Raw genomic sequence first — 24,926 nt, 5'->3', positions numbered from 1 at the left:
CTCCCCCACCCGGCCTCCCACAGAGTGTATCCTGGATGGGAGGCCGGGTGGGGGAGCGGGCCGGTGCCGCAATCCGGCGCAATCCAGTCTCACAAACCGACCGCCTCCTGTTGGCGAATCGAATTTGCTGCCCTAGACGCGCCGGTTCAGATTTCAGCGGGAGTGCATAATGAGCGACATCATCGCGGCGGACCAGCTTCGCCTGTTCATCGAGCGCATCGAACGGCTCGAGGAAGAGAAGAAGGGCATCGCCGACGACATCCGCGACGTCTATGCCGAAGCCAAGAGCCAGGGCTATGACAGCAAGACGATGCGCCAGATCGTCCGCCTCCGCCGCCTCGAAAAGCATGTCCGCGAAGAGGCCGACGCGCTGCTCGAAACCTATCGCAACGCGCTCGGGCTGGTCTGATCGACATCTGATCACCACCTGATCGTTGCGCGCAGGCGCGTCTCTCGCCTAGAGACGCGCCACGTTCCTCAAAATCAGGTGTGAAGAGCCGCCATGGCAGGCCATTCCAAATTCAAGAACATCATGCACCGCAAGGGTGCACAGGATAAGAAGCGCTCGGCGCTCTTCTCCAAGCTCAGCCGCGAAATCACCGTGGCGGCCAAATCGGGCCTCGCCGATCCGGATATGAATGCGCGCCTGCGCTCGGCGATCATCGCCGCGCGCGCGCAGTCGATGCCCAACGACAATATCCAGCGCGCGATCAAGAAGGCCGACGGGTCGGACGGCGAGAATTACGAAGAGGTCCGCTACGAAGGCTTCGGACCGGGCGGCGTGTCGCTGATCATCGAGACGCTGACGGACAATCGCAACCGCACCGCCACAAACGTGCGCACTGCGGTGTCCAAGAATGGCGGCAACCTCGGCGCCAGCGGCTCGGTCAGCCACGGCTTCGATCGCATGGGCCTGATCAACTATCCGGCGACGGCGGGCGATGCCGACAAGGTGTTCGAAGCCGCGCTCGAGGCGGGCGCCGAAGACGTCGCCTCGTCCGAGGACGGGCATGAGATCTGGACGGCGACCGAAAGCCTCCACGAAGTCGCCAAGGCGCTTGAGGCCGTGCTGGGCGAGGCCGAAGGCGCGAAGCTCGCCTGGCGTCCGCAGACGATGGTGACGGTGGGCGAGGCCGAGGCCGGCCTGCTCTTCAAGCTGATCGACGCGCTCGACGACGATGACGACGTCCAGACCGTCTGGGGCAATTACGAAGTGCCCGACGAGGTGATGGAGAAGCTGGGCTGATCATCAAATAGCCCCTCCCCTTCAGGGGAGGGGTTGGGGTGGGGGAGTCATGAAGAGCTCATTGGAACTCGCTGCCCACGCCCTCGCGATGCGCAAAGCCCCGACCGAGCCGGAAAAGCGGTTGTGGCGGGCATTGTCGAACAGCCAAATCGGCGGTTTCAAGTTTCGGCGACAGGCCGTGATTGCGCCATTCATCGCCGATTTTCTCTGTCCGTCCAAAGCGCTCATTGTCGAAATCGACGGTGACACGCACGAAGCCGCGCGCGACGCGAGCCGGGATGCGCTGCTGGCGGGTAAAGGTTACAAAACGCTGCGCTTCAGCAATCAGGATGTCATGACCAACATGGATGCTGTGCTCGATCGGATACTGGCCACCCTTGCGTCGACACCCGATCGTTGGAACGCGCCCCACCCCAACCCCTCCCCTGAAGGGGAGGGGCTTTAATCATGATCATCCTTGGCCTCGATCCCGGGCTGGGCACGACCGGCTGGGGGCTGATCCGGGCCGAGGGCAATCGTCTGTCGCATGTCGCCAACGGCCGCGTGAAGACCGACAGCAAGGCGGCGCTCGCCGATCGCCTGCTCATCCTCGATCGGGCGCTGGCCGAGATCATTGCGGCGCACCGCCCCGATGCGGCTGCGGTCGAGGAAGTCTTCGTCAACGACAATCCCCAGTCGACGCTGAAGCTCGGCCAGGCGCGCGGCGTCGTGCTGCTCGCCGCCGCGCGCGCCGGGGTCGCGGTCGGCGAATATGCCGCGCGGCTGGTCAAGAAGGCGCTGGTCGGCACCGGCGGCGCATCCAAGGATCAGGTCCACGCGATGGTCGCACGGCTGCTGCCGGGCGTGAAGATCGATGGCCCCGATGCGGGCGACGCGCTTGCCGTCGCCATCACCCATGCGCATCATCTCGCAAGCGGCAGGGCGCTGGGGGCAAGATGATCGCGCGATTGACGGGAGTGATTGCCGAGATCGGCGCGGATCATGCGGTGATCGACGTCGGCGGGGTCGGCTATCTGGTGCAGGCCTCCGCGCGCACGCTGCAGGCGATCGGCACGGTCGGCGGGCAGGTGATGCTGCTGACCGAGCTTCAGGTGCGCGAGGATGCGATGACGCTCTTCGCCTTCGGCTCGGCGGGCGAACGCGACTGGTTCCGCCTGCTCACCGGCGTGCAGGGCGTCGGCGGCCGCGTGGCGCTTGCCATCCTGTCGGTGCTCGCCCCCGATGAACTGGTCCGCGCCGTCTCGACCGGCGACAAGGCGATGGTCGCGCGCGCCAACGGCGTCGGGCCGAAACTCGCGCTGCGCATCGTCACCGAACTGCGCGACAAGGTCGGCGCGGCGGCGCTTGCCGTCCCCGGCGCCCAGCCGCTGCCTGCCGGCAGCTTCGCCGCCGACGCTGTCTCCGCGCTCGCCAATCTCGGCTTCAAGCCCGCCGAAGCCGGCACCGCCGTGGCCGCCGCCGAAAGCGAACTCGGCCCCGGCGCCACCCTCGACGCACTGGTCCGCCTCGCGCTCAAGAAGGCCGCGCGATAAGCGCCGGGGGCGCAGGCTTGGACGGCTGACCTAAATTTCTCCGTTCGTCCCGAGCGAAGTCGAGGGACGTGGGCATCGCGCAAATGTCCCTCGACTTCGCTCGGGACGAACGGCTGCAGAAGCGAGGCTACAAACCGCTCAATGCTGTCCTACAGCGACCCCGCGATGCTATGCTCCGCCTCGCCTGACCCGCCCTGCTCTTTGCCATCACCGATGCTCGCAAGTTGAGAAGACCCCTCCAGCCTCTCAACTTTGTCAACTTCCAGAGACAGGAATCGCGCTTTTCCGCCATTCCCTACAGCAACCATCGTCACGCTGCCCGCCGCGTCATTGCGAGCGCAGCGAAGCAATCCAGAAGGCCGGGCATCAGGCTGGATTGCTTCGCTGCGCTCGCAATGACGATCCCATCTCCCCTCAGAACGTGAACTTGATCGTCCCGCCCCAGGTGCGGGGATCGGGCATCTGGGCGGAGATCAGGCCGGTATTGCCGGGCGTGACCGCCAGCGATTCGAAATAATGCTCGTCGAAGGCGTTGCGCACCCAGGCGAAGATATCGAACTTGTCGGTCCGGAAGCCGGCGCGGAAATTGTGAAGCGAATAGCCGTCGATGTCAGTGTAGATCGACCGCGAGGCGTTGGACGAGAATTTGGAGCGGAAGCTCGCATCATAGCCGGCATAGACCTGGCCTTCGCGGCCAAGAATCGTCGCGGGCAGATTATACTCTCCGCCCCACGAGAAGGCCCATTTCGAGACGCCGGGCAGCCATTGGCCCGAAATGTCGCAATTGGCCGGGCTGTTCGCGCCGGGCGTCGCAGGCGGGCCGGGCGGGGTGCCGGTGCCGCCGCCGGCCAGTTCGGGCGGGCAGGGGGCGTTGGTGAACTTGACGAACTCGTGGTCGGTGAAGGCGCCGCTGGCATAGGCGGTGAAGCGTTCGCTCGGGCGGATCGAGAAATCGGCCTCGATGCCGCGCACGCGCACCTTGTCGGCATTGGCGAGGTAGCCGCGCAGCACGTTGCTGCCGCTGACGTTGCTGATCACGCTTGCCTGGAAATTGCGGATCTCGGTCCAGAAGCCGGCGATGTTGAGCGTCGCGCGCCGGTCCCAGAATTGCGATTTGAAGCCGACCTCGAAATTGTTGACGCGCTCGGGCTTGATCACCGCGACGTCGAGCTGGGGCTGGCCGTTGGCCTGGCTGGGCACGCCGTTCAGGTTGACGCCGCCGGTTTTGAATGAACGGGCGTAGGTCGCATAGACATTGATGTCGCGCGTCACCTCATAAGCGAGGTTGATGTCATAGGAGACGTTCCAGGCGCTGTAGGGCACCTGGAAGAATTGCGAGGCCTGCACGCCGCGCTGCGCGGTGGTCCAGGGGTCGTTATAATAGGGGCTGGTCGGGCTGCTGCTCACGATCTGGCGCGTCCCGTCGGACGCGGTTCCGGTGACGACCGAGTTATAATAGCCCGATTTCTTGTCGTAGTTGACGCGGATGCCGGGCGACATGGTGAAGCGGTCGGTGACCTTCCAGTTGAGCTTGCCGAAGATCGCGGCGCTGGTGTTGTTCAGCCGGATGTCGTTGTTCGCGACGAGATTGTTGAGCACCGCCGGATTGTTCGACAGCGCGCTCGACGGGGCGAGCAGCCAGGCGCTCGCCGCCGTACCCGTCTCCTGGATGCCGGTGGTGTGGATCTTCTGGTGGAAGCCGAAGGCGCCGACGACGAAGTTCACGCTCTTGCCCTCGAAGGCGTAGCGCAGCTCCTGCGTATACTGGTCCTGCTTGGTCGGGTTGTTGACCTTGGTGTAGATTGGCAGCCCGGTGAAATCGCGGTCGTTGGACGGGTTCCAGTCCCAGTAGCGCCATGCCGTGACCGAGGTCAGCGTGCCCGGCCCGACATCCCATTCGGCGCGGATCGATGCGCCGCCCAGCTCGTTGCGCGCGGCCAGCGGCGCGTCGAGGTCGGTCAGCCGGTCGAACGGGTCGGTGCTGGGCACCGCATAGCCGGGGAAGAGCGCGGTGAGCGCCGCATATTGGCGGTTCGCCGCGCGCTGCGTCGTCCCCACCCGCGCATAGATTTGCGCGCAGCAGACCGGGTTCTGCAGATTATAGTCGGCTGACAGCGTGACGCGGAAATCCTCGGTCGGCTTCCACAGCAGGGCGGCGCGCACGCCGACATTGTCCTGCGAATTCACATGCTGGTCGGTCGCGACATCGTAGATGGTGCCGCGGCGATCGGTGGCCGAAACGCTGATCCGCGCGGCGAGCTTGTCGGTCAGCGGGCCGGAGACCGAAGCCTTGCCCTGCTTGAAGCCATAGTTGCCGATCGACACTTCCGCCCGCCCTTCGAAGTCGAAGCTGGGCGCGCGCGTCGTGATGTTGATCGCGCCGGCGGTGGTGTTCTTGCCGTAGAGCGTGCCCTGCGGCCCGCGCAGCACCTCGATCCGCTCGACATCGACGAAGTCGAGCGTCGCCGATGCGATGCGGTTGTAATAGACCTGATCGACATAGATGCCGACGCCCTGCTCGAAGCCGTCGTTGGTCAGGCCGAACGGCGCGCCGATGCCGCGGATGTTGATGAAGGTGTTGCGTGGGTTGGTCGAATAAAATTGCAGCGTCGGCTGCAGCTGGGTCAGCCGGTTGAGGTTGTAGGCGCCCTGCGCCTCCAGCGTCGCGGCACTCACCACCGATATCGCGACGGGCACGTCCTGCACATTCTCGGCCCGGCGCCGCGCGGTAACGAGGATCTCGCCGTTCCCCGCGCTGTCCGTCGCCGCTTCCGCGACAGGCGCGGTCTCGGCCTGATCGGCAGCATGGCCTGCCGCCGGAATGAGGGCGAGCGAGCTGGTCAGCAGAAGCCGAGAGAGTGGACGCATGATTTTCCCCTTGTTTGCGCCCTGAATTGTCTATCGAGTCGCTTGGAAAGCGAGATAGAAAATCTTTGCCTTGCCTCGCGCGGCGCTTCTGGGGGGTGTTTGCGTCGCGCATCCGCGCCGTGCACCATGGCGCGGACGCATCATAAAAGACGAGGATTCCCATGGCCGAAACGCGCACGATCAAGGTCGCCGTCGAGGACGGCATCGCCATTCTCACCCTCAATCGCCCCGACCGGCTCAACGCCTTCACGGGCGAAATGTGCGACGAGATGATCGCCGCGTTCGACGCCTTCGACGCCGACGATCAGGTACGCGCGGTGATCGTGACGGGCGAGGGGCGGGCCTTTTGCGCCGGCGCCGATCTGGCCGCCGGGGGTGCGACGTTCGACTATGCCGGCAAAGTCGCCGATTCGCCGGTCCGCCCCGACGGATCGGTCGATTACGATCACCCCGGCGTGCGCGATAGCGGTGGGCGCGTGTCGCTGCGCATCTTCAATGCGCTGAAGCCCGTGATCGGCGCGATCAACGGCCCGGCGGTCGGCATCGGCGTCACCATGACGTTGCCGATGGATTTCCGCATGGCGAGCAGCGATGCGCGATTCGGCTTCGTTTTCGCCCGGCGCGGCATCGTTCCTGAAGCCGCGTCGAGCTGGTTCCTGCCGCGCCTCGTCGGCATCCAGCAGGCGCTCGACTGGTGCTATTCGGGCCGCGTCTTCGCGGCGGAGGAAGCGCTTGCCGGCCGCCTCGTCCGTTCGGTCCACGCACCCGATGACTTGCTGCCCGCGGCGCTTGCTTTCGCGAAGATGCTCACCGCCGATTCGGCACCGGTCTCGATCGCGCTCACCCGCCAAATGATGTGGCGGATGCAGGGGGCGAGCCACCCGATCGAGGCGCACCGGCTCGACAGCCGCGTGATGTGGACGCGCGGCGCCAGCGCCGATGCGCGCGAAGGCGTCGCGTCCTTCCTCGAAAAGCGCGCCGCCGCCTATCCCGACCGCGTCTCGTCCGACATGCCGTTCTTCCCGCGCTGGTTCGAGGACCCGGCCTATTGAGCCCGCCCTTTCCTTTTCGCGCGAAAGCGGGGAAGGAAGGGGAAAATCAGGGCTGAAGGGGGACGCGTATGAGCCGGCTGCTGCGCCGCAAGTCGATGGTGCTGAACGAGGCGGATCATCCCGATCATCCCCGGCTGGCGCGCACCTTCTCCTGGCCGCACCTCGTGGCCCTCGGCGTCGGCGCGATCGTCGGCACCGGCATCCTCACGCTGATCGGTGTGGGGGCGGAGCGTGCCGGCCCGGCCGTGCTCATCTCCTTCGTCGTCGCTGGCACGATCTGCGCCTGCGCCGCGCTCTGCTATGCCGAAATGGCGACGATGATCCCGATCGCCGGCAGCGCCTATACCTACAGCTACGCCGTGCTTGGCGAGATATTCGCATGGGTCGTCGGCTGGAGCCTGATCCTCGAATATTCGCTCGTCGTCTCGACGGTCGCGGTCGGCTGGTCGGGCTATGCCGTCGGCTTCCTGCACGGGCTCGGGATAGCGTTGCCCGCCTGGCTGACGCACGGGCCAGGCGCCGCCGGCAACCTGTTCGACGGCACGTTCCAGCTCACCGCCGCCGGCATCAATCTGCCCGCCATCTTCATCATCTTCGCGGTCGCCGGGCTGCTCATGCTCGGCACGCGCGAAAGCGCGACGGTCAACTCGATCCTCGTCCTGCTCAAGATCGCGACGCTCGCTGTCTTTGTCGCCGTCGCGCTCCCTCATTTCAGCCCCGACAATCTCCACCCCTTCGCGCCCTATGGTTACGGTACCCAGCTCGGCGACGGCGGCGTCAAGTTCGGCGTGATGGGGGCGGCGGCGATCATCTTCTTCGCCTTCTACGGCTTCGATGCGATCTCGACAGCGGCCGAGGAGGCCAAGAATCCCGAACGCGATCTGGCGATCGGCATCGTCGGATCGATGGTCGCCTGCACCGCCATCTACATGATCGTGGCGGCGGCGGCGGTCGGTGCGCTTTCCTTCACCGCGTTCGGCAAGAGCGCCGAGCCGCTGGCGCTCATCCTCCGCTCGATCGGGCAGGAAAAGGTGGCGACTCTGGTCGCGGCCTCGGCGGCGATCGCGCTGCCCACCGTTATCCTCGCCTTCTTCTACGGGCAGAGCCGCATCTTCCTCGTCATGTCGCGCGACGGCTTCCTGCCGCCTGCGCTGGCGCGTATCTCGCGGCGCGGCACCCCGGTCCGCATCACCGCGATGACCGCGATCTTCGTCGCCTTCATCGCCGGCATCATGCCGCTCGATCTCATCGCCTCGCTCGCCAATGCCGGCACGCTTTGCGCGTTCATCGCGGTCGCGCTTTGCACGCTCGTCATGCGCCGTCGCGCGCCCGATCAGAAGCGGGGCTTCCGCACCCCTGCCGTCTGGTTCGTCGCCCCGGTCGCGATCCTCGGCTGCCTCTACCTCTTCACCAGCCTGCAGGCGATTACCCAGCACAGCTTCATCATCTGGAACGCGCTGGGACTGGTCGTCTATTTCCTCTACGGGATCGGGCGCAGCCGCGCATCCTGAGCAGGGGCTCCGAGCGCGGATCGGCTGGGCGAGCGGAGGATTTATGGGCGGTTGGACGATCGGCGTGCTTGGCGGTTCGGGGCTCTATGCGATCGATTCGCTCGAGGATGCCGAATGGATCACGGTCGAAAGCCCATGGGGGCGGCCGTCGGACCAGCTGCTGACCGGCACGATTTCGGGCGTGCGTTTCGTCTTCCTGCCGCGCCACGGCCGGGGGCACGTCATCTCGCCCAGCGAGCTTAATTTCCGTGCCAATATCGACGTGCTGAAGCGCGCCGGATGCACCGATCTGTTGGCGCTCTCGGCGGTCGGGTCGCTGCGCGAGCATCTCGCGCCCGGCGGCTTCGCGGTGGTCGACCAGTTCGTCGACCGTACCTATGCGCGCGAACCGAGCTTCTTCGGCACCGGCCTCGTCGCACATGTCTCGCTCGCCGATCCCGTCTGCCCGCGCCTGTCGCACTTCGCGGCGGAGGCGGGGCGCAAGGCGGGGGCCGAGATGCACGTCGGCGCCACCTATGTCGCGATCGAAGGCCCGCAATTCTCGACCCGCGCCGAGAGCCACCTCTATCGCCAGTGGAATTGCGACGTGATCGGCATGACGGCGATGCCCGAGGCCCGCCTCGCGCGCGAGGCGGAGCTGCCCTACGCGCTCGTCGGCATGCTGACCGACTATGATTGCTGGCGCGAAGGCGAGGCGCATGTCGATGTCGAGACGGTGCTCAAGGTCATGCACGACAATGCCGAAAAGGCACGCGCGCTCGTCGTCGAACTCGCGAAGCTGCTGCCCGCCGAGCGCGAGGCCTCGCCGATCGACACCTGCCTCGATTTCGCGCTGGTGACGGCGCCCGAGAAGCGCGACCCGGCGCTCATCGCCAAGCTCGACGCCGTCGCCGGCCGCGCGCTCAGATGACCGTCCGCCTGTTCGACTATTGGCGCTCCTCCGCCAGCTATCGCGTCCGGATCGCGCTCAACCTGAAGGGCGTGGCTTATGAGCAGGTCCATGTCGGCCTGCTCGAAAAGGAACAATGCGCGCCTGAAAATCGCGCGCGCAATCCGCTCGGTCTTGTGCCCACGCTGGAGATTGAGGGCGTACGGCTTACCCAGTCGCTCGCGATCATCGACTATCTCGACGCGCGCTATCCCGATCCGCCGCTGCTGCCCGCCGATCCGGTCCGCAGGGCGCATGCGCTCGAACGCGCGCTGACGATCGCCTGCGACATTCATCCGGTGAACAATCTGCGCATCATGGGGCGGCTGAGCGACCAGTTCGGGGCTGGGCAGGATGCGCGCGAGGCGTGGATGCGCCACTGGATGGACGAGGGGTTCGTGGCGCTCGAGGCGCTGGCCGATGCCGACGGGCCTTTCCTGTCGGGCGGCTCGATCGGCATCGCCGATCTCTGCCTCGTGCCCCAGCTCTACAATGCCCGCCGCTTCGGCGTCGATCTGACGCCCTATCCGCGCCTGCTCGCCGCCGATGCCGCCGCGCAGGCGATCGACGCGGTCGCCGCCGCGCATCCGGATCGCGTGAAGCCGGCATGACGCGCGCGCTGCTTGCCGCGCTGTTCATTGCCTCGCCTGCCGTCGCCGCCGAGACCCATGATGCGGCAGGCGAGATCGTCGTCACGGGGCGCGGGCTTGCCGCGCCGATCGGCGATGCGGCTTACGACGTGGTGACGCTCGATCGCAGCCTCATCGAAAGCAGCGCGAGCAACCGGATCGAGGATGTGCTGCGCGACGTCGCCGGCCTCCAGCAATATCGCCGCTCGGACTCGCGATCGGCGCACCCGACCAGCCAGGGCGTGACGCTGCGCGGGCTTGGCGGCAATGCGTCGAGCCGCGCGCTGCTCCTGCTCGACGGCGTGCCCCAGACCGATCCCTTCGGCGGATCGGTCAGCTTTCCCGCCTATCCGCCCGATCGGCTCGCCGCGATCCGCGTGACGCGCGGCGGGGGCAGCGGGGCGCAGGGGCCGGGCGCACTCGCCGGGACGATCGAGCTCGAAAGCGCGGGGGTGGACATGCTGCCGCGCCTCTCCGCCGATCTCGCTTATGGCAGCCGCGACTCGATCGATGCTTCGGCGGGCGCGTCGGCGCGGCTGGGCGAGGGCTTCGCCAGCATCTCGGCGTCATATCAGCGCGGCGACGGCTTCATTCCCATCGTCAAGGACCAGCGCGGCCCGATCGACCGGCCCGCGCCTTATGAGCAGGCCAGCGTCGCCGCGCGCGCCGTCGTGCCGGTGGGCGAACAGACCGAGCTTCAGGCCGCCCTGCTTGCCTTCACCGACGCTCGCGAGCGCGGCACCGCCTATACCGCGAACAGCACGCAGGGCGCGGACGCCAGCCTGCGCCTCGTCGGGCGTGGACGCTGGGGCTGGTCGGCGCTCGCCTATCTGCAGGCGCGCGCCTTCTCGAGTCAGTTCGCGTCGGTCGGGGCAGGGCGCGCCAGCGTCACCCAGAGCCTCGATCAGCATAATGTCCCCGCGACCGGGCTCGGCGCGCGCGTCGAGCTGCGCCCGCCGATCGCCGAAAATATCGAGCTGCGTCTCGGCGGCGACTGGCGGCGGACGCGCGGGCGCACCGAGGAGCTTTATACCTTCGTCGCGGGGCTGCCGACGCGCGGCCGCGATGCCGGCGGGCAGACCGAAACGCTCGGCGCCTTTGCCGAGCTGTCGGCGCGGCTCGGCGCGCTGACGCTGACCGGCGGCGGCCGCGTCGATCACTGGCGGATCAGCGGCGGGCATCTCGACGAATGGGCGCTCGCCACCGGTGCGCCGCTCACCGCCAGCCTTTATCCCGATCGCCGGGGCTGGAAGCCCACGGGCCGCGCCGGCCTCGCCTATGATGTCGTGCCGGCGGTGACGCTGCGCGCTGCCGCCTATGCCGGCTGGCGCCTGCCGACGCTCAACGAGCTCTATCGGCCTTTCCGCGCGGGTGCGGACGCCACTGCCGCCGATCCCGCGCTGCGGCCTGAAACGATGAGGGGCGCTGAGCTGGGCATCGACTGGCGCCCGGCCGAAGGCGTGAAGCTTGCCGCCACCCTGTTCGCCGCCCGGCTCGACGATGCCATCGCCAACGTCACGATCGCGCGCGGCCCCGGCACCTTCCCCGGCGTCGGCTTCGTCTCGGCGGCGGGCGTCTATCGCCAGCGCCAGAATCTCGATCGCATCGATTCGCGCGGGGTCGAGTTCGATGCCTCGGCGCGGCTCGGCGCCTTCAGCCTCGCCGCTTCCTACGCCTATGCCGATGCACAAGTGCATGCCTCCGGCACGGCCGCCCCGCTCGACGGCCTCCGCCCCGCGCAGACGCCGCGGCATCAGGCATCGACGACGCTCGGCTGGCGCTGGCTGTCGACCACGCTGCGCTATGTTTCCGCGCAATATGAAGATGATCAGAACAGCCGCGACCTGAGCAGCGCCTTCACGGTCGACGCGCGCATCGCCGTTCCCGTCACCCGCCGCCTCACCCTCGACCTGCGCGGCGAGAACCTCTCCAATGCCCGGATCGAAGCGACGATCGGCGCGGACGGAACGATCGAGCGCGCGCTCCCCCGCACGCTGTGGGTCGGCCTTTCGTACCGGCTTTAGATTCCGTTCCCCAAACCTCCCGCTTGCCCGGCGCGCCGCTTTCGGGAATGCTGCGCAAAAAGAGGAGGAGAGCGCCGATGGCCAGGGACGATGAGGGCGTGGCGTCGATTCCGATGCCGCCGGGGCTGCCCGTCGTCGGCCACCTGCCGCAGATCGCGCGTAACGGGCTGATCGGCCACCTGCTCGGCGTCAGCCGCACCATCCCCGAGGGCATCTTCAAGCTCAAGTTCGGCAGCCGCGTCGGGCTGTTCGTCACCGACCCCGATCTCGTCGCCGAGCTGTGCGACGAAAGGCGCTTCCGCAAGCTGCCAGGCCCCGCGCTCCGCGTCGTGCGCCGCTTCGCCGGCGATGGGCTGTTCACCGCGTTCAGCGAGGAAGGCAATTGGGGCAAGGCGCACCGCATCCTGCTCCCCGCGTTCAGCCAGCGGTCGATGCGCGGCTATTTCGACATGATCCTCGAGGTCTGCGATCAGCTGGTCGCCAAGTGGGAGAAGCATCAGGGCGAGGATCTGGCGGTCGCCGACGATATGACGCGGCTGACGCTCGACAGCATCGCGATCGCCGGCTTCGGCCACCGTTTCGACAGCTTCGCGCGGCCAGATCTCGATCCCTTCCTCGAATCGCTTGGCAGCGCGCTCGGCGAATCGCTCAACATCATCACCCGCCTGCCGATCCAGAACCGCTTCGCGAAGAAGGCGCAGCGCCGTTTCGACGAGGATATCGCGGCGATGAACGCCCTCGTCGACGGCATCATCGCCGAACGCCGCCGCACGCCGACCGACGGCAAGGATCTGCTCAACCTGATGCTCACCGCCGAGGATCCCGAAACAGGCGAGCGGCTGGACGACATCAATATCCGCTATCAGGTGCTGACCTTCCTGATCGCGGGGCATGAGACGACGAGCGGGCTGTTGACCTTCGCCTGCCACCTGCTCCTCCGCCACCCGCATGTGCTGGCGCAGGCCTATGCGGAGGTCGATCGCGTCCTCCCCGGCGATACGCGTCCCGATTACGGCCATCTCGTCCATCTTCAGGTGATCGAGCGGATCATCAAGGAAACCCAGCGCCTGTGGCCGACCGCGCCCGTCTTCTCGCTCGGCCCGTTCGAGGATGAGGTGATCGGCGGCAAGTGGCGGCTGAGGAAGGACCGCCCGGTCAACGTCTATTCCCCCGGCCTCCACCGCCACCACAAGGCGTGGGATCGCGCCGACGAATTCGATATCGATCGCTGGCTGCCCGATCGCGAGGCGGGGCTCCACCCCCATGCCTACAAGCCCTTCGGCAACGGCCTGCGCGCCTGCATCGGCCGCCAGTTCGCACTGGTCGAGGCGAAGCTGGCGCTGGCGATGATCCTCCAGAAATTCGCGCTCACCGATCCGCGCGCCTACCAGCTCCACATCAAGGAAACGCTGTCGATCAAGCCCGACGATTTCGTGATGCGCGTGCGCGCCCGCCAGCCGCACGAGCGCCTCGATCTCGGCCATGCCGCCGCGTCGCCCGCCGCCGAGGCACAGCCCCTCGCGCATGTCGCGGGCGCGGGGCAGCGGCTCGCGGTGCTTTATGGCTCCAGCCTCGGCACGGCGCGCGACATCGCCGAGGAAATCGCCGAGCGCGCCCGCCTCGACGGCTTCGACACCATCGTCCGCGCGATGGACGAGAGCTTCGCGCTGGGGCTGGAGGCGGAGGATCGCGTCCTCGTCATCGTCACCGCCACTTATAATGGTCGCGCGCCGGACAGCGCGCTCGATGTCGAGCAGGCGATCACCAGCGGTTATTTCGACAATACGCGCTGGCCCGATGCGCGCTTCGCCGTGCTCGGCATCGGCAACAGCCAGTGGCCCAACTATCAGGCCTTTCCCAAGCTGGTCGATGCCGCGATCGAGCGCACCGGCGCGACGCGTCTGGTGCCCCGCGCCGAGGCTGACGGGCAGGGCGATTTCGACGGCGCGGTCTCGGGCTTCATCCGCGATCTCTGGGCCTCGCTCGGCGGGACGAGCGAACCCGCCAGCGTTTCCGCCGCCGCGCTTACACTCAGCATCGTCGATCGCAGCGAGACGCGCGCGCACGCGCTTCCCGAACATGCGCGCCGTCTGACCGTCGTCGAAAATGGCGAGCTGGTCCGCTCGGCCGACGGGTTGTGGGATTTCGCGAAGGAAGCGCCGCGCGGCTCGACGCGTTTCGTCCGCCTCGCGCTGCCTGAGGGGCAGGGCTACCGCGCGGGCGATCATATCGCCGTCTATGCGCGCAACCGGCCCGATCTGGTCGATCGCGCGCTGGCGCGGCTGGGGCTGGAAGGCGATGCGCAGGTGACGATCGCGGCCGAGGGCAATCGCTTTCGCCACCTCCCCCTTGGCCAGACGGTGACGGTGCGCCAGCTCTTCACCGATTTCGTCGAGCTTCAGGATCCGCTGCCCAAACGCGCCGTCGCCGTGCTCGCCGCGCATACGCGCTGCCCGCATACGCAGGCGCAGCTTGCCCGGCTGGGCGGCGAGGCGTGGGATGCAGAGGTAGTCGCGAAGCGGCTGACCCTGCTCGATCTGCTCGATCTCCACCCCGCGATCGAACTGCCGGTCGGCGCCTTCGTCGAACTGTCGGCGGCGATCGCGCCGCGCTTCTACTCGATCGCGTCCAGCCCGATCACCAGCCCCGATCATGTCGATCTGATCGTCGGCACTATCGCCGCGCCCGCCTGGTCGGGGCTTGGCGAGCATCGCGGCTTCGCGTCCGGCTACATGCAGGGCGTGCGGCCGGGCGAACAGCTCTTCGGCTATGTGCGCACGCCCAACCCGCCCTTCGCGCCGCCCGCCGATCCGGCGACGCCGATGATCCTGATCGGCCCCGGCACGGGCTTCGCGCCGCTGCGCGGCTTTTTGCACGAACGCGCGGCGCAGCGCGTGGATGGCGCGGACGTCGGCCAGACATTGCTCTTCTTCGGCTGCCGTCACCCCGATCATGACTGGTTCTGCCGCGACGAGATGGAAGGCTGGGCCGCCGACGGGCTCGTCGACCTGTTCGTCGCCCAGTCCGCCGTCGAAGGTCATCCCTGGCGCTTCGTGCAGGATGCGATCCGTGCCGAGCATGACCGCGTGTGGGCCGCGATCGAAGCGGGCGCGCAAATCTATCTGTGCGGCGACGGACGCTTCATGGCGCCGGCGGTGCGTGACGCGCTGATCGCCATTCATCAGCAACATGCGGGCGGCGATCATGACGCCGCGTCGGCCTGGCTCGAAACACTGATCGAGCGAGGGCGCTTCCATCAGGATGTGTTCGGCTTCGGAAAATAGAAAAGCGAACGGGAGGATGAGGGATGCAGCAACTGAGCGGCCAGGATGCGAGCTTCGTCTATCTGGAGACACCCTCCACGCCGATGCACATCGGATCGGTCGGCATCTATGATCCATCGACCGCGCCCGGCGGCGCGGTTCGCTTCAAGCAGATACTGAATTTCGTCGAGAGCCGGCTCGCCGGCGCGCGCAGCTTCCGCCAGCGCCTCGTCCGCGTCCCCTTCGACCTCGATCATCCCTACTGGATCGAGGATCCCGACTTCGACGTCGAATTCCATATCCGCCACATCGCGCTGCCCCAGCCCGGCGACTGGCGCCAGCTCTGCATCCAGGTCGCGCGCCTCCACGCGCGTCCGCTCGATCTGAGCAAGCCTTTGTGGGAATTCACGATCGTCGAGGGGCTCGACAATATCGAAGGCCTGCCCAAGGGCTGCTTCGCGCTCGTCTCCAAGGTCCATCATGCCGCGATCGACGGCATGTCGGGGGTCGAGATGTCGGCGGCGGTCCATGATCTCGATGCCAGCATGACGGCGCGCGTCGCCAATGACGACTGGACGCCCGATGATCGACCCGGCATCGCCGATCTCCTCATCCGCGGCTATTTCAACGCGCTGCGCCGGCCCTTCCAGGTGGTCGAGACGATCAATCGCTCGATCCCCGGCATGGCGCGGCTCGGGTCGAGCGTCGGCAAGGGCGAGGTCAGCCTGTCGAACGCGCGCATGGCGCCCAAGACGCGCTTCAACGGCAAGGTCGGCGGCCACCGCGTGTTCGATGCCGTGCCGCTGCCGCTCGCCGATATCCGTGCGATCAAGGACCGGGTCGAAGGCGCGACCGTCAACGACGTCATCCTCGCCATCGTCGGCGGCGGCCTGCGCCATTATCTCGCGGCGAAGGGCGAGCTTCCGGGCGAGACGATGACCGCCATGGCGCCGATCTCGGTGCGCGCCGAGGGCGAGAAAGGTGCGCTCGGCAATCTCGTCTCGGCGATGGTCGTGGGGCTCGGCAGCCATATCGCCGATCCGATGGAGCGGCTCGCCTTCGTCCATGCCGAGGCGGTCAATTCCAAGGCGATGACCAATGCGGTCGGCGCGCGGACGCTCACCGACTACAGCCAGCTCATTCCCTCGGCGCTCGCGGGGCTGGCGGCGCGGCTCTACACGCGCGTCGGCGCCGCCAACATGCATGATCCGGTCTACAACACCGTCGTCACCAATGTGCCGGGATCGCGCGTGCCGCTTTACTTCGCCGGCGCGAAAATGGTCGCCATGTACGGGTTAGGCCCAATTCTCGACTCGATGGCTTTGATCAATACGATCTATTCCTATGGCGATACGATCGCGATCAGCTTCACCAGCGATCGCGATGCGATGCCCGATCCGGCGCTGTATGCCGACGGGCTGAGGCAGGCGTTCGAGGAGTTGAAAGGGGCGGCGCAGGCCCCGGCTCCGGTCGTCGCAAAGGCTGCGCGCAAGGCGAAGGGAAGCTGATCATGGCCGACAAGAAAAGCACGATCGAGGATAATGTCGTCGAACCGCTGAAGAAGGCGGGCGAGGCGATGAAGGACGCGGGCAAGAAGGCGGCCGAGAACAGCGCGGCGTTCAGCATGAAGCTGATCGACCATGCCGAGGAGAATACGCGCCATGCCTTCGCGGCACTCCGCGCCGCCGCCAAGGCAGGTGGCGTCACCGAAGTCATGAAGGTCCAGGGCGACTATATCCGCGACCAGGGCAGCCGCAGCATGGCGCAGGCGCGCGAAGTGGGTGAACTTATCGCCAGCTTCGGCCGCAACGCCGTGGATGGGCTGAAGGGGAAGAAAGGCTGAAGCGCGGCCGATCGGGAAACGGGATGGGGCTGAGGCGCAATCTCGCCCCATCTCCGTTCGGGCCATCTCCGTTCGGATTGGGCCTGTCGAAGCCCTTTTCTCTCTGACCGCGCCGGAACGGGGATGTCCCTATGCTCTCAGTGCGCATGCCCCGATGAAGGATAGACCAGTGTGCGCAGCAGCCCCGACCGCTCAAAGGGTTTCCACGCGCCTTCGGGCTGCGCAAGCCGGTCTGCGATGGCATAGAGCACCGCCGCGTTGACCCCCAGCCCGCAATGGCTGCCATGCACTTCGATATTGTCGGTCGCCTGCGCGTCGGGCTCGCGGCAATTCTGCCAGGCCACCACGCCATCCTCTTTCGAATAGATGGCGGTCGACGGAACGGGTGGCGGCGTCGCGCTTTCGCGCAATTGCTCCTGCGTGTCCTTGTCCTTAATCCGTTGACCTGAAAGCATTTCATAGGTCCGCCACACATTTGTCGCACGCGGATCCCCCGCAAAAGGCGATCCCAGCGTGATAACCTGGCGGATAAGCTCGGGCCGCCGCCGCGCGAGCTGCCGCGCCATGACGCCGCCCAGGCTCCAGCCGACAAGGCTCACCCGCTGCCCTGTCTTCGTGTGGATATCCTCGAGCCGCTCGATCAGCTTCTCACCCTGCGCTCCGATCGCGCGGGGCCCGAGGTTGCGGCCCAGCTTCCAGGCATGCGCGTCATAGCCGAGCTGCGCGAGATAGCGGCGCAGCGGCCCGGTCGACAGGTCGGTGGTGATGAAGCCCGGCAGAACAAGCACCGCATGTCCGTCGCCGCGCGGCGCGGTCGCGAGCAGCGGCGTCGCCAGCGGCAGGCTTCCCAGTTCGGCCAGCGCGCGCGGCAGCTCGCTCAGCGCCAGCAGCGCCGAGGGCGGGCGTATCGCGGTGGCATCGGCTATGGTCGCCATTCTCAAACTCTCCCGGTGCTTCTATCTGTCAAATCCGAACGCCTCGCGCTGCGCGGCGGCGCGCGCCACGTCGAGACTCAATATCGCAAGATCGTGAACAGCGCCTGCACGGTCCATCACATGGTCGCGCAGCATCGCCTCGCCCCGGAACCCGAAGCTCTCGAACAAGGCGATCGCGCCCGTCTGGTCGGGCGTCATCCGCGCGATCAGCTTCTGGCATTCGCGCCTGATCGCGATGCCGAACAATTCCTCGAGCAGCGCGCGGCCGACGCCTTGCCCGCGATAATGCGGCGAGACGAGCAGACGCACTTCGCCGACATGCGGCGACCAGCCGAGCGGGTCGCGGACCAGCGCCGCCGTCCCCAGCGTCGCACCGCCATCCTCGGCGACGAGGCTGTCGATGAAACCGTCGTCGATCGCTTCCACCCAGGCATCGACCACCTTGCGATGCTTGATGTCGCGGCTGAGGAAAAGCAGGTCATGTTCGGGAAGCGAACGCGCAAAGCGCATCATCGCATCGCTGTCCTCGGGACGGAACGGCCTGATGGCGATCGGCAGATTCGTCAAATCGATCGTTCCCCCAGCCATTCGTCCAGCTTCGGCCATAGCCGCTTCACTGCGTTGGCGCCGGCGACGAGGCTGACATGCCCGCCCTTCAGCACCACTTCTTCCTTGTCCGTCGATCCAACCTTCTCGGCGAGCGGCTGCGATGCGGCATAGGGCACGATATGGTCGTGCTCGGCGACGACGTGGAGGAAAGGCGCGGTGATGCGTGCGAGATCGACGGGCCGGCCACCGACGCTCATCGTGCCTTCCATCAGCCTGTTGTCCCACATCAGCTGGCGCGTCGTCTGGCGGAAATATTCGCCGGCAAGCGGCAGCATGTCGGCGGCCCAGCGGTCGAACATGCGGTACGACTTCACATAGTCGTCATTCCACATATTGTCCCACAGCCGGATGTTCGCGGCGATGCGACCCGCCGGGCGGAGCATGTCGAAGGCGGCATAGAGCATGTCCGCGGGGCATTGGCCGAAGCTGTCGACCAGCCGGTCGACGTCGAAATAGCGCCGGTCGGCCCAGGCCTGGAACATCTCCATCTTCGAGAAATCGACGGGCGTCGTGAAGCAGACGAAATTCCTCATCGCCGCTTCGGGGTGGAGCGCCGCCCACAGCGTCGAAAGCACGCCGCCGAAGCAATAGCCGATCAGGGTGAAATCGGGCTCGCCCGTCTCTTCGGCGATGCGCGCGATGGCGGAGGGAATGAAGTCGAGGACATAATCCTCGATCCGCAGGCCCGATTCGTCGGCGCGCGGCACTTCCCAGTCGAGCATGAACACGTCGTAGCCCGCGCGCAGCAGGAACTCGACGAGGCTCTGGCCCGGCACCATGTCGAAAATATAGCCGCGATTGGTGGTCGCCATCACCAGCAGCAGCGGCACGCGGTAGATCTCGGGCACCAGCGGCCGGTAATGATAAAGCTGCATCGTGCCGCGCTTGATCAGCACGTCCTTGGTGCTCGCGCCCAGCACGGGGGCGGGCGAGGTGAAATAGCCAAGCCCCTTGATGTTGCGCTGAAGCGCGCGATCGAATTCCTGCCGCGCCCGTTCCAGAAGGTCGGGCGCGAGCGTGGCCATCAGCCCTTCTTCGGCGGAGTCTTGGTCCGCTTCGGCTTGTCTTTCCTCGGCTTGGGCGGCGCCGCACCCTCGGTCAGCAGCGCCTCGATCCTCGCCAGCCGATCCTCGACCGCCTGCATCCGTTCGGACAGCGAACCGATCTCCTCGCGACTCGGCATGTTGGCGGCGGCGAGCGCGCGGCTCATCACCTCGCTGCTCATCGCGCGGGCCTTGGCAGTCGCGGCGGTCGCGTTGTTCACGGTGCGCGCGAACTCGCCCGACTTGAGCAGCCCGCTGCCGAACTCGTTGGCGATCGTCTCCCACTGCCCCAGCATTTCGCGGAAGAAGGCGGCGGGATCGGGTCCATCCTTGCTCATTACCGCATCATTCGCTGCGCAAAAGCATCCGTCAAGCCATCGCTTTGACGGGCACGATCAGCGGCGCGCCTTCGGCCTCACCAAACCACGCCTCGACGCCATATGTGCTGCGCAGCAATTCGGGCCTCAGCACGTCGGCGGGCGTGCCGTCGGCGACCAGTCTGCCACGGTCGAGGAGCAGCAGCCGGCCGCAATGGCGCGCGGCCATGGTGAGATCGTGCAGCACCGCGATGACAAGCGCGCCGTCGTCGGCGCGCGCCTTGAGCAACTGCATGACCTGCAGTTGATGGCCGGGGTCGAGCGCGGCGAGCGGTTCGTCCGCGATCAGCGCCGGCGCGCCGACTGCCAGCGCGCGGGCGAGCAGCGCGCGCGCGCGTTCGCCGCCCGACAGTTCGGTCGCGGTGCGGTCGCGTAGATCGGTCATGCCGGTTTGGGCGATCGCGGTATCGATCGCGGTGCGGTCTGCCTCCGCCATGCGCGAGAAGGGGCCGAGGTGCGGCAACCGGCCGAGCGCGACGAGACGTTCGACGCTGAGCGGCCAGTGCAGCGTCTGGCCTTGCGGCAGATAGGCGATCCGGCGTGCGAGCGCGGCGCGTGCGATCGTCCTCACGCCTTCGCCGTCGATGCTCGCCTGCCCCGAAGACGGTGCAATCAGCCCGAGCATCGCGCGCGCCAGCGTCGACTTGCCCGCGCCATTGGGGCCGATGATGCCGATCAGGTTGCCGGCGGCGAATTGCGCATCGATGCCGTCGAGCACCTTGCGCCCGCCCAGCGTTACGCCGAGCCCGGTAACCGAGAGCATCACCATAGCCGCCGCTCCCGGAACAGCCATGCGAGGAACACCGGCACGCCGAGCAGCGCGGTGACGACGCCAAGGCGGAGTTCGTTGGTCGCTGGGATGACGCGCACCGCGATGTCGGCAAGGCTGAGCAGCGCCGCGCCGCCCAGCGCCGAGGGGAGCAAAGTCGCGCCCGGCGTGCGATCGGTAAGCGGACGGACGAGATGCGGTACGATGAGGCCGACGAACCCGATCGCGCCCGCCACCGCCACGGTGCCGCCGACGCCGACCGCGACCGCGATCAGCAGGCGCAGCCGCACGCGGCGCAGATCGATCCCCAGCGTTTGCGCGCCGTCTTCCCCCAGGCTCAGCGCATCCAGCGCACGCCCATCCCAGAGCAGCAGGCCAAGCCCGATCGCGACGCAGGGGAGGACGATCCAGACATGGAGCATCGACCTGTCTTCGATCGATCCCATCAGCCAGGTCATGATCTCGAAGGCCGCAAAGGGATTGGGCGCCAGGTTGAGGGCCAGGCTGATCCCCGCACCGGCAAGCGTACAGATCGCGACGCCGGCGAGGATCAGCGTCAACGGGCTTTCGGCGCGCCCGGCCAGCAACAGCAGCGGCGCGATCGCGATGACCGCTCCGACGATCGCGGCGAGCGGAAGCAATAGCGGACTGAGCGTCGAGAAGCCGAAATAGAGGATGATCACCGCGCCCAGCGCCGCCATGTTCGACGCGCCGAGCACGGCGGGTTCGGCGAGCGGATTGCGCAGATAACCCTGCAGCGCCGCGCCGCCCGCGCCCAGCATCGCGCCGATCAGCAACGCCAGCAGCGCGCGCGGCAGGCGCAGATCGATCACGATGCTGTGCGCCACCGGATCGTGCGCGCCGGCAAGCGCGCCGATCACGCGCGCGAAGGGCAGGGGAGCGCTGCCGAAGGCGAGCGAGGCTATCCCCGTCGCGATCGCGATCAGGGCAAGCGCGCCGATCAGGATCGGGCGGCGGATCATGGCTTGCGCCCGCCCGCCCGGCGCGGCATCGCGCAGGCATGATCGAGATGCTCGCAAACATGGCCATGGCGATCGCGGCGGCCGCCGGCATGGCGCAGGCGACTCCGGCCGCGCCCCGGCGCGTCCTGTCGCTCAACCTGTGCGCCGATCAATATCTGCTCGCGCTTGCCGATCCGGGCCAGATCGTCGGGCTGACCAAATATGCGCGCGATCCCGCAATGTCCTTCGCGGCGCGCGAGGCGGGGCGCTTCCCGGTGACGAGTGGCCGGGCCGAGGATATCGTGATGACGCGGCCCGATCTGGTGATCGCCAGCCCCTGGCGCGCGACGCCGACGTTCCACGACGCGGAGGGCCGCCCGATCGCGACGCTCGATCTTGCCCCGGCGGACAGCTACGCCCAGATCGTCGATCAGATTCGCACGGTCGCCCGCGCGCTGGGGCATCCCGAACGCGGCGAGGCGCTGATCGCGCGGATGAATGAAGAGCTCAAAGGGGTGCGGCCGGCGCGCAGGCGCACGGTCGCGGCCTATTATCAGCGCCGCGGTTATCTGACGGGCACGGGCACGCTGGTCGACGACATCATGAAACGGCTGGGGATAACCAACCTCGCGACCGTGCTCGACCGGCCCGTCCTGTCGCGGCTGACGCTGGAGCAGATGGTGGTCGCGCATCCCGACATGCTGATCGTCGAAAGCAGCAGCGACAAGACGGTCGATCGCGGGACGGAGTTGCTGCACCATCCCGCGATCGCCGATATCCCCCGCCTGCGGATTCCGGAGGCCGCCACGGTATGCGGCGGCCCCTCCTACCCGATGGCGGTGAGGAGCCTCGCGGCGCAGTTGCGCGCCGCAGGCCGCTGAGCGCTCAGAAACGGGCGCGAATGCCGACATAGGCCGCCCGTCCCGCAGTGCGGACCCCGAAGATTTCCTGATAATCCTCGGCCAGCAGATTCTCGATCCGGCCGAAGACGGCAAGCGTCTTGGTCAGCTTGTAGTCGGCCGCGAGGTTGATCAGCGTATAGCTCTTCAGCGTCACCCGATCCGGAATGAAGGACGGATCGGTATAGGCAAGGTCGACCTGCGGGCCATTGTAGCGCGCGGTGACCGTGCCGGTGAAGCGATCGTCCTTGCTCGTCCAGGCGACGTTGACGCTGGCGATATTCTTCGGGCGCCGCACCTCGGCCAGCCCGTCCTCGCGCGCATGGAGCCAGGTATAGGCCGCATCGATCCGCCACTGGGGCGAGGGGCGGATCGAGGCATAGGTCTCGATGCCCTGCTGCTTCGACTTGGTGGTGCGGTTGGCGGGCGTCGCGACATAGTCGGGCGCCGGATAGGCGGTGTAGATCTCGTCCTTCAGGCGATTGTCGAACCAGGTCGCACCGATCGTCGCGACGTCGCCGAACGCCTGTTCGATGCCGGCTTCCCAGCCTTCGGACTTTTCGGGCTTCAGGTTCGGATTGCCGATATAGCGGCCGTCCGAATAGCCATAGAGCTCGTAGAAGCCGGGATTCTTGACGCCCGATCCGATCGCGGCGTGGAGGCGCGTGCCGCTGTCGAAACGGTAGCTGGCCTGCGCGCGATAGGTGGTCGCATCGGCGAAGCGATTGTTGAAATCGTGGCGGATCGAGGCGCCGGCGGTGAAATTGTCGCCCACGCTCAGATCATATTGGCCGATCAGCCCGACATTGTCGGTGTGGCGCTTGCCGGTGAAGACGAAGCCGAACGGATCGGGCGAGGTGTTCTGGTAATCCTCGCGCTCGACGTCGGTCGCCACGGTCAGCTTGTGCTTCACCGCGCCCTCGCCGATGCGGAAGCTGCTGTCGAACGAGGCCTTGTACCGCGTGCCCTTGTCGCCCGAGGTGCGATCGTCATGGTCGAAATCGTTGCGCTTGGTATCGGCGATCTGGCCGGTCAGCGTGCTCACCCAGCGATCGTCGAGCAGGCCGAGCTGCGCGCGCAGCAGGCCGTAGAAGGCGCGGTTGCGCGTGCGGACGCCGGGCGAATCGATCAGATAGCCGAAGGTCGGGCTGCCGGGCGTATAGTCGGTATTGTTATAGTCGGCGTCGGTATAGCTGTAGCGCCCGACCGCCGAGAGCTTGAGGTTCTCGGCCGCCTGCCAGTTGAGCTTGAGCGACGCGCCGACGCTGTCCGATCCCACGTCGCGCGTGCCGCCGAACGCGGTCGGCGTACCGCCGGTGTGGTAGAAGGATCCGGTCGCCGCATAGTCGAACGTACCGCTCGATCCGCCCACGCGCGCGGCAGCGGAAGCGGTGTCGAACGAACCGCCCTCGGCGCGCAGCGAAACGCCCGGCGTCTCGCGGCCCGATGCGGTGATGTACTGGATCACGCCGCCGATCGCGTCCGACCCGTAGAGCGAGCTCTGCTGCCCGCGCAGCACCTCGACGCGCGCATCGGGGTCGGCGATCAGCGTGCCGAAATCATATTCGCCCTGATAGGGATCGGAAACCTCGATCCCGTCGATCAGCACCAGTACATGGTTGGCCTCGCTGCCGCGGATGCGGACCTGCGTCATCCCGCCGACATTGCCGGTGCGGCTGACGGCGACGCCCGGCACGTCGCGCAGGATGTCCGACACGATCCGCGTCTGGCGCTGGTCGAGCGCCTGTGCGTCGAGCAGCGTCGCCGAAACGCCGATATTGTCGAGCTGCTCGGGCTGGCCGGTGCGGCTGGCGGTGATGATGATGTCGTTGCCGGTCGCACCGTCATCATCGGCGGCGAAGGCGGGCATAGGCGCCAGCATGGCCGCGACGGCGGCCAGCGAGGCGGAATGGAAAATGCTCTTCATCGTAACAAACCCCCCGGCGTCTTAGCGACAAAGGCGGGGGCCTGCCGTTATCCGGCCGGGCAAGCGCGCGGACCGACGCCCGGATGGCGCCCGCGAGCTTCGCACCGTGCGGCCCCAGCCGCTCGTTCGTCGCTCAGACGGAGGACCGTGCCCTGGCCTTTCCCTGGACCATGGCAAGAGCGACATCGCACCGGCAGGTCTCCTGGCTCGCGGGTCATCGCCCGATGCCCGCCTTCCCGGACCTGTTTTGGTCCAGTGGCCGCCTTCCCCGGAAGGAAGGCATGGGCATCGCGCTCGCCGCTCACAGTTGCAGGGACAGCCGCGGCTTGCGGGCTTCCGCCCGCTCCGCATTCCCTCTTAGGCCCCTTGCGGGGCACCGGCGCGATCTCGACGAGGGCTATTACCCTGCGTCGCCGCCGCACCTAGCGGTCTTCGTGCGCTTCGCCAAGCCATGTTCGGACTTGCCTTCGCCGCCCGAACGGGGGCAAGCGCGAAGCAAAGGAGAGAAG

At 67.1% G+C, this 24,926-nt stretch carries 22 protein-coding genes and 1 riboswitch; of the genes, 14 read left to right on the top strand and 8 right to left on the bottom strand.

Features of this window, described 5'->3' with window-relative positions; translation table 11 throughout:
* Positions 1–169: 169 nt before the first annotated feature.
* The 5 genes from AC3WT0_RS14590 to ruvA all read left to right on the top strand — a co-directional run bounded on the left by AC3WT0_RS14590 (position 170) and on the right by ruvA (position 2,778).
* Positions 170–409: a DUF2312 domain-containing protein gene (locus tag AC3WT0_RS14590; protein ID WP_492754146.1), complete on the top strand. Its 240-nt coding sequence runs from the start codon at positions 170–172 to the stop codon at positions 407–409.
* Between the two features lie 93 nt (positions 410–502).
* The gene (locus AC3WT0_RS14585; RefSeq protein ID WP_492754145.1) at positions 503–1,246 is read left to right on the top strand and encodes a YebC/PmpR family DNA-binding transcriptional regulator; all 744 of its coding nucleotides are present in this window, start codon (positions 503–505) and stop codon (positions 1,244–1,246) included.
* Between the two features lie 49 nt (positions 1,247–1,295).
* Positions 1,296–1,691 carry an endonuclease domain-containing protein gene (locus AC3WT0_RS14580; protein ID WP_492754143.1) on the top strand — a complete coding sequence of 132 codons (396 nt, stop codon included), beginning with the start codon at positions 1,296–1,298 and terminating at the stop codon, positions 1,689–1,691.
* Positions 1,692–1,693: 2 nt separating this feature from the next.
* Positions 1,694–2,185: a crossover junction endodeoxyribonuclease RuvC gene (gene ruvC, locus AC3WT0_RS14575; RefSeq protein ID WP_492754142.1), complete on the top strand. Its 492-nt coding sequence runs from the start codon at positions 1,694–1,696 to the stop codon at positions 2,183–2,185.
* Complete coding sequence (gene ruvA / locus AC3WT0_RS14570; RefSeq protein ID WP_492754141.1) at positions 2,182–2,778, top strand: Holliday junction branch migration protein RuvA; 597 nt, start codon at positions 2,182–2,184, stop codon at positions 2,776–2,778. Before ruvC ends, ruvA begins: the two co-directional genes overlap by 4 nt.
* Positions 2,779–3,192: 414 nt before the next feature.
* Here the strand turns inward: ruvA and AC3WT0_RS14565 are convergent, their stop codons facing one another.
* Positions 3,193–5,646 (bottom strand): TonB-dependent receptor, encoded by a 2,454-nt coding sequence (locus AC3WT0_RS14565; protein ID WP_492754139.1) that lies wholly within the window; start codon positions 5,644–5,646, stop codon positions 3,193–3,195.
* A 161-nt stretch (positions 5,647–5,807) separates the two neighbouring features.
* Between AC3WT0_RS14565 and AC3WT0_RS14560 the strand changes: the two genes are divergently transcribed.
* From AC3WT0_RS14560 to AC3WT0_RS14525, 8 genes are all read left to right on the top strand, one after another.
* Positions 5,808–6,698, top strand: coding sequence for a crotonase/enoyl-CoA hydratase family protein (locus AC3WT0_RS14560; RefSeq protein ID WP_492754137.1), 891 nt, complete (start codon positions 5,808–5,810; stop codon positions 6,696–6,698).
* A gap of 68 nt (positions 6,699–6,766) precedes the next feature.
* Positions 6,767–8,209, top strand: coding sequence for an amino acid permease (locus tag AC3WT0_RS14555; RefSeq protein WP_492754136.1), 1,443 nt, complete (start codon positions 6,767–6,769; stop codon positions 8,207–8,209).
* A gap of 43 nt (positions 8,210–8,252) precedes the next feature.
* A complete protein-coding gene (locus AC3WT0_RS14550) occupies positions 8,253–9,119 on the top strand; it encodes an S-methyl-5'-thioadenosine phosphorylase (RefSeq protein WP_492754135.1) in 867 nt (288 codons plus the stop codon).
* Entirely contained in the window at positions 9,116–9,748 is a 633-nt protein-coding gene (gene maiA, locus AC3WT0_RS14545; protein WP_492754134.1) for a maleylacetoacetate isomerase, read from the top strand. The genes AC3WT0_RS14550 and maiA overlap by 4 nt, the downstream gene beginning before the upstream one ends.
* The gene (locus AC3WT0_RS14540) at positions 9,745–11,790 is read left to right on the top strand and encodes a TonB-dependent receptor (RefSeq protein WP_492754133.1); all 2,046 of its coding nucleotides are present in this window, start codon (positions 9,745–9,747) and stop codon (positions 11,788–11,790) included. The genes maiA and AC3WT0_RS14540 overlap by 4 nt, the downstream gene beginning before the upstream one ends.
* 77 nt (positions 11,791–11,867) lie before the next feature.
* Positions 11,868–15,074, top strand: coding sequence for a cytochrome P450 (locus AC3WT0_RS14535; RefSeq protein ID WP_492754132.1), 3,207 nt, complete (start codon positions 11,868–11,870; stop codon positions 15,072–15,074).
* Positions 15,075–15,097: 23 nt separating this feature from the next.
* Entirely contained in the window at positions 15,098–16,561 is a 1,464-nt protein-coding gene (locus AC3WT0_RS14530; protein WP_492754131.1) for a WS/DGAT/MGAT family O-acyltransferase, read from the top strand.
* A 2-nt stretch (positions 16,562–16,563) separates the two neighbouring features.
* Positions 16,564–16,896 (top strand): phasin family protein, encoded by a 333-nt coding sequence (locus tag AC3WT0_RS14525; protein ID WP_492754129.1) that lies wholly within the window; start codon positions 16,564–16,566, stop codon positions 16,894–16,896.
* A 137-nt stretch (positions 16,897–17,033) separates the two neighbouring features.
* On the opposite strand, the gene AC3WT0_RS14520 is transcribed toward AC3WT0_RS14525, so the two are convergent.
* From AC3WT0_RS14520 to AC3WT0_RS14495, 6 genes are read right to left on the bottom strand one after another with little or no spacing between them, the layout of a single operon-like run.
* Complete coding sequence (locus AC3WT0_RS14520; RefSeq protein WP_492754127.1) at positions 17,034–17,831, bottom strand: esterase/lipase family protein; 798 nt, start codon at positions 17,829–17,831, stop codon at positions 17,034–17,036.
* 21 nt (positions 17,832–17,852) lie between these two features.
* Entirely contained in the window at positions 17,853–18,398 is a 546-nt protein-coding gene (locus tag AC3WT0_RS14515; protein ID WP_492754126.1) for a GNAT family N-acetyltransferase, read from the bottom strand.
* Positions 18,395–19,465 (bottom strand): alpha/beta fold hydrolase, encoded by a 1,071-nt coding sequence (locus AC3WT0_RS14510; protein ID WP_492754124.1) that lies wholly within the window; start codon positions 19,463–19,465, stop codon positions 18,395–18,397. The genes AC3WT0_RS14515 and AC3WT0_RS14510 overlap by 4 nt, the downstream gene beginning before the upstream one ends.
* Entirely contained in the window at positions 19,465–19,821 is a 357-nt protein-coding gene (locus AC3WT0_RS14505; protein ID WP_492754122.1) for a hypothetical protein, read from the bottom strand. The genes AC3WT0_RS14510 and AC3WT0_RS14505 overlap by 1 nt, the downstream gene beginning before the upstream one ends.
* 31 nt (positions 19,822–19,852) lie before the next feature.
* A complete protein-coding gene (locus AC3WT0_RS14500) occupies positions 19,853–20,629 on the bottom strand; it encodes an ABC transporter ATP-binding protein (protein WP_492754120.1) in 777 nt (258 codons plus the stop codon).
* Entirely contained in the window at positions 20,623–21,612 is a 990-nt protein-coding gene (locus tag AC3WT0_RS14495; protein WP_492754119.1) for a FecCD family ABC transporter permease, read from the bottom strand. Before AC3WT0_RS14495 ends, AC3WT0_RS14500 begins: the two co-directional genes overlap by 7 nt.
* Before the next feature lie 38 nt (positions 21,613–21,650).
* Between AC3WT0_RS14495 and AC3WT0_RS14490 the strand changes: the two genes are divergently transcribed.
* The gene (locus tag AC3WT0_RS14490; protein ID WP_492754117.1) at positions 21,651–22,472 is read left to right on the top strand and encodes an ABC transporter substrate-binding protein; all 822 of its coding nucleotides are present in this window, start codon (positions 21,651–21,653) and stop codon (positions 22,470–22,472) included.
* A gap of 4 nt (positions 22,473–22,476) precedes the next feature.
* On the opposite strand, the gene AC3WT0_RS14485 is transcribed toward AC3WT0_RS14490, so the two are convergent.
* On the bottom strand, positions 22,477–24,417 hold the full coding sequence (locus tag AC3WT0_RS14485) for a TonB-dependent receptor plug domain-containing protein (protein ID WP_492754116.1): 1,941 nt from the start codon (positions 24,415–24,417) through the stop codon (positions 22,477–22,479).
* 175 nt (positions 24,418–24,592) lie between these two features.
* Positions 24,593–24,813, bottom strand: a riboswitch (cobalamin riboswitch).
* Positions 24,814–24,926 lie beyond the last annotated feature (113 nt).

It is taken from the genome of Sphingomonas sp. EU05-FHT14C10, from assembly GCF_058790595.1.
Note: the sequence above shows the minus strand (reverse complement) of the source record. Positions and strands in the feature narration are given on the sequence as shown.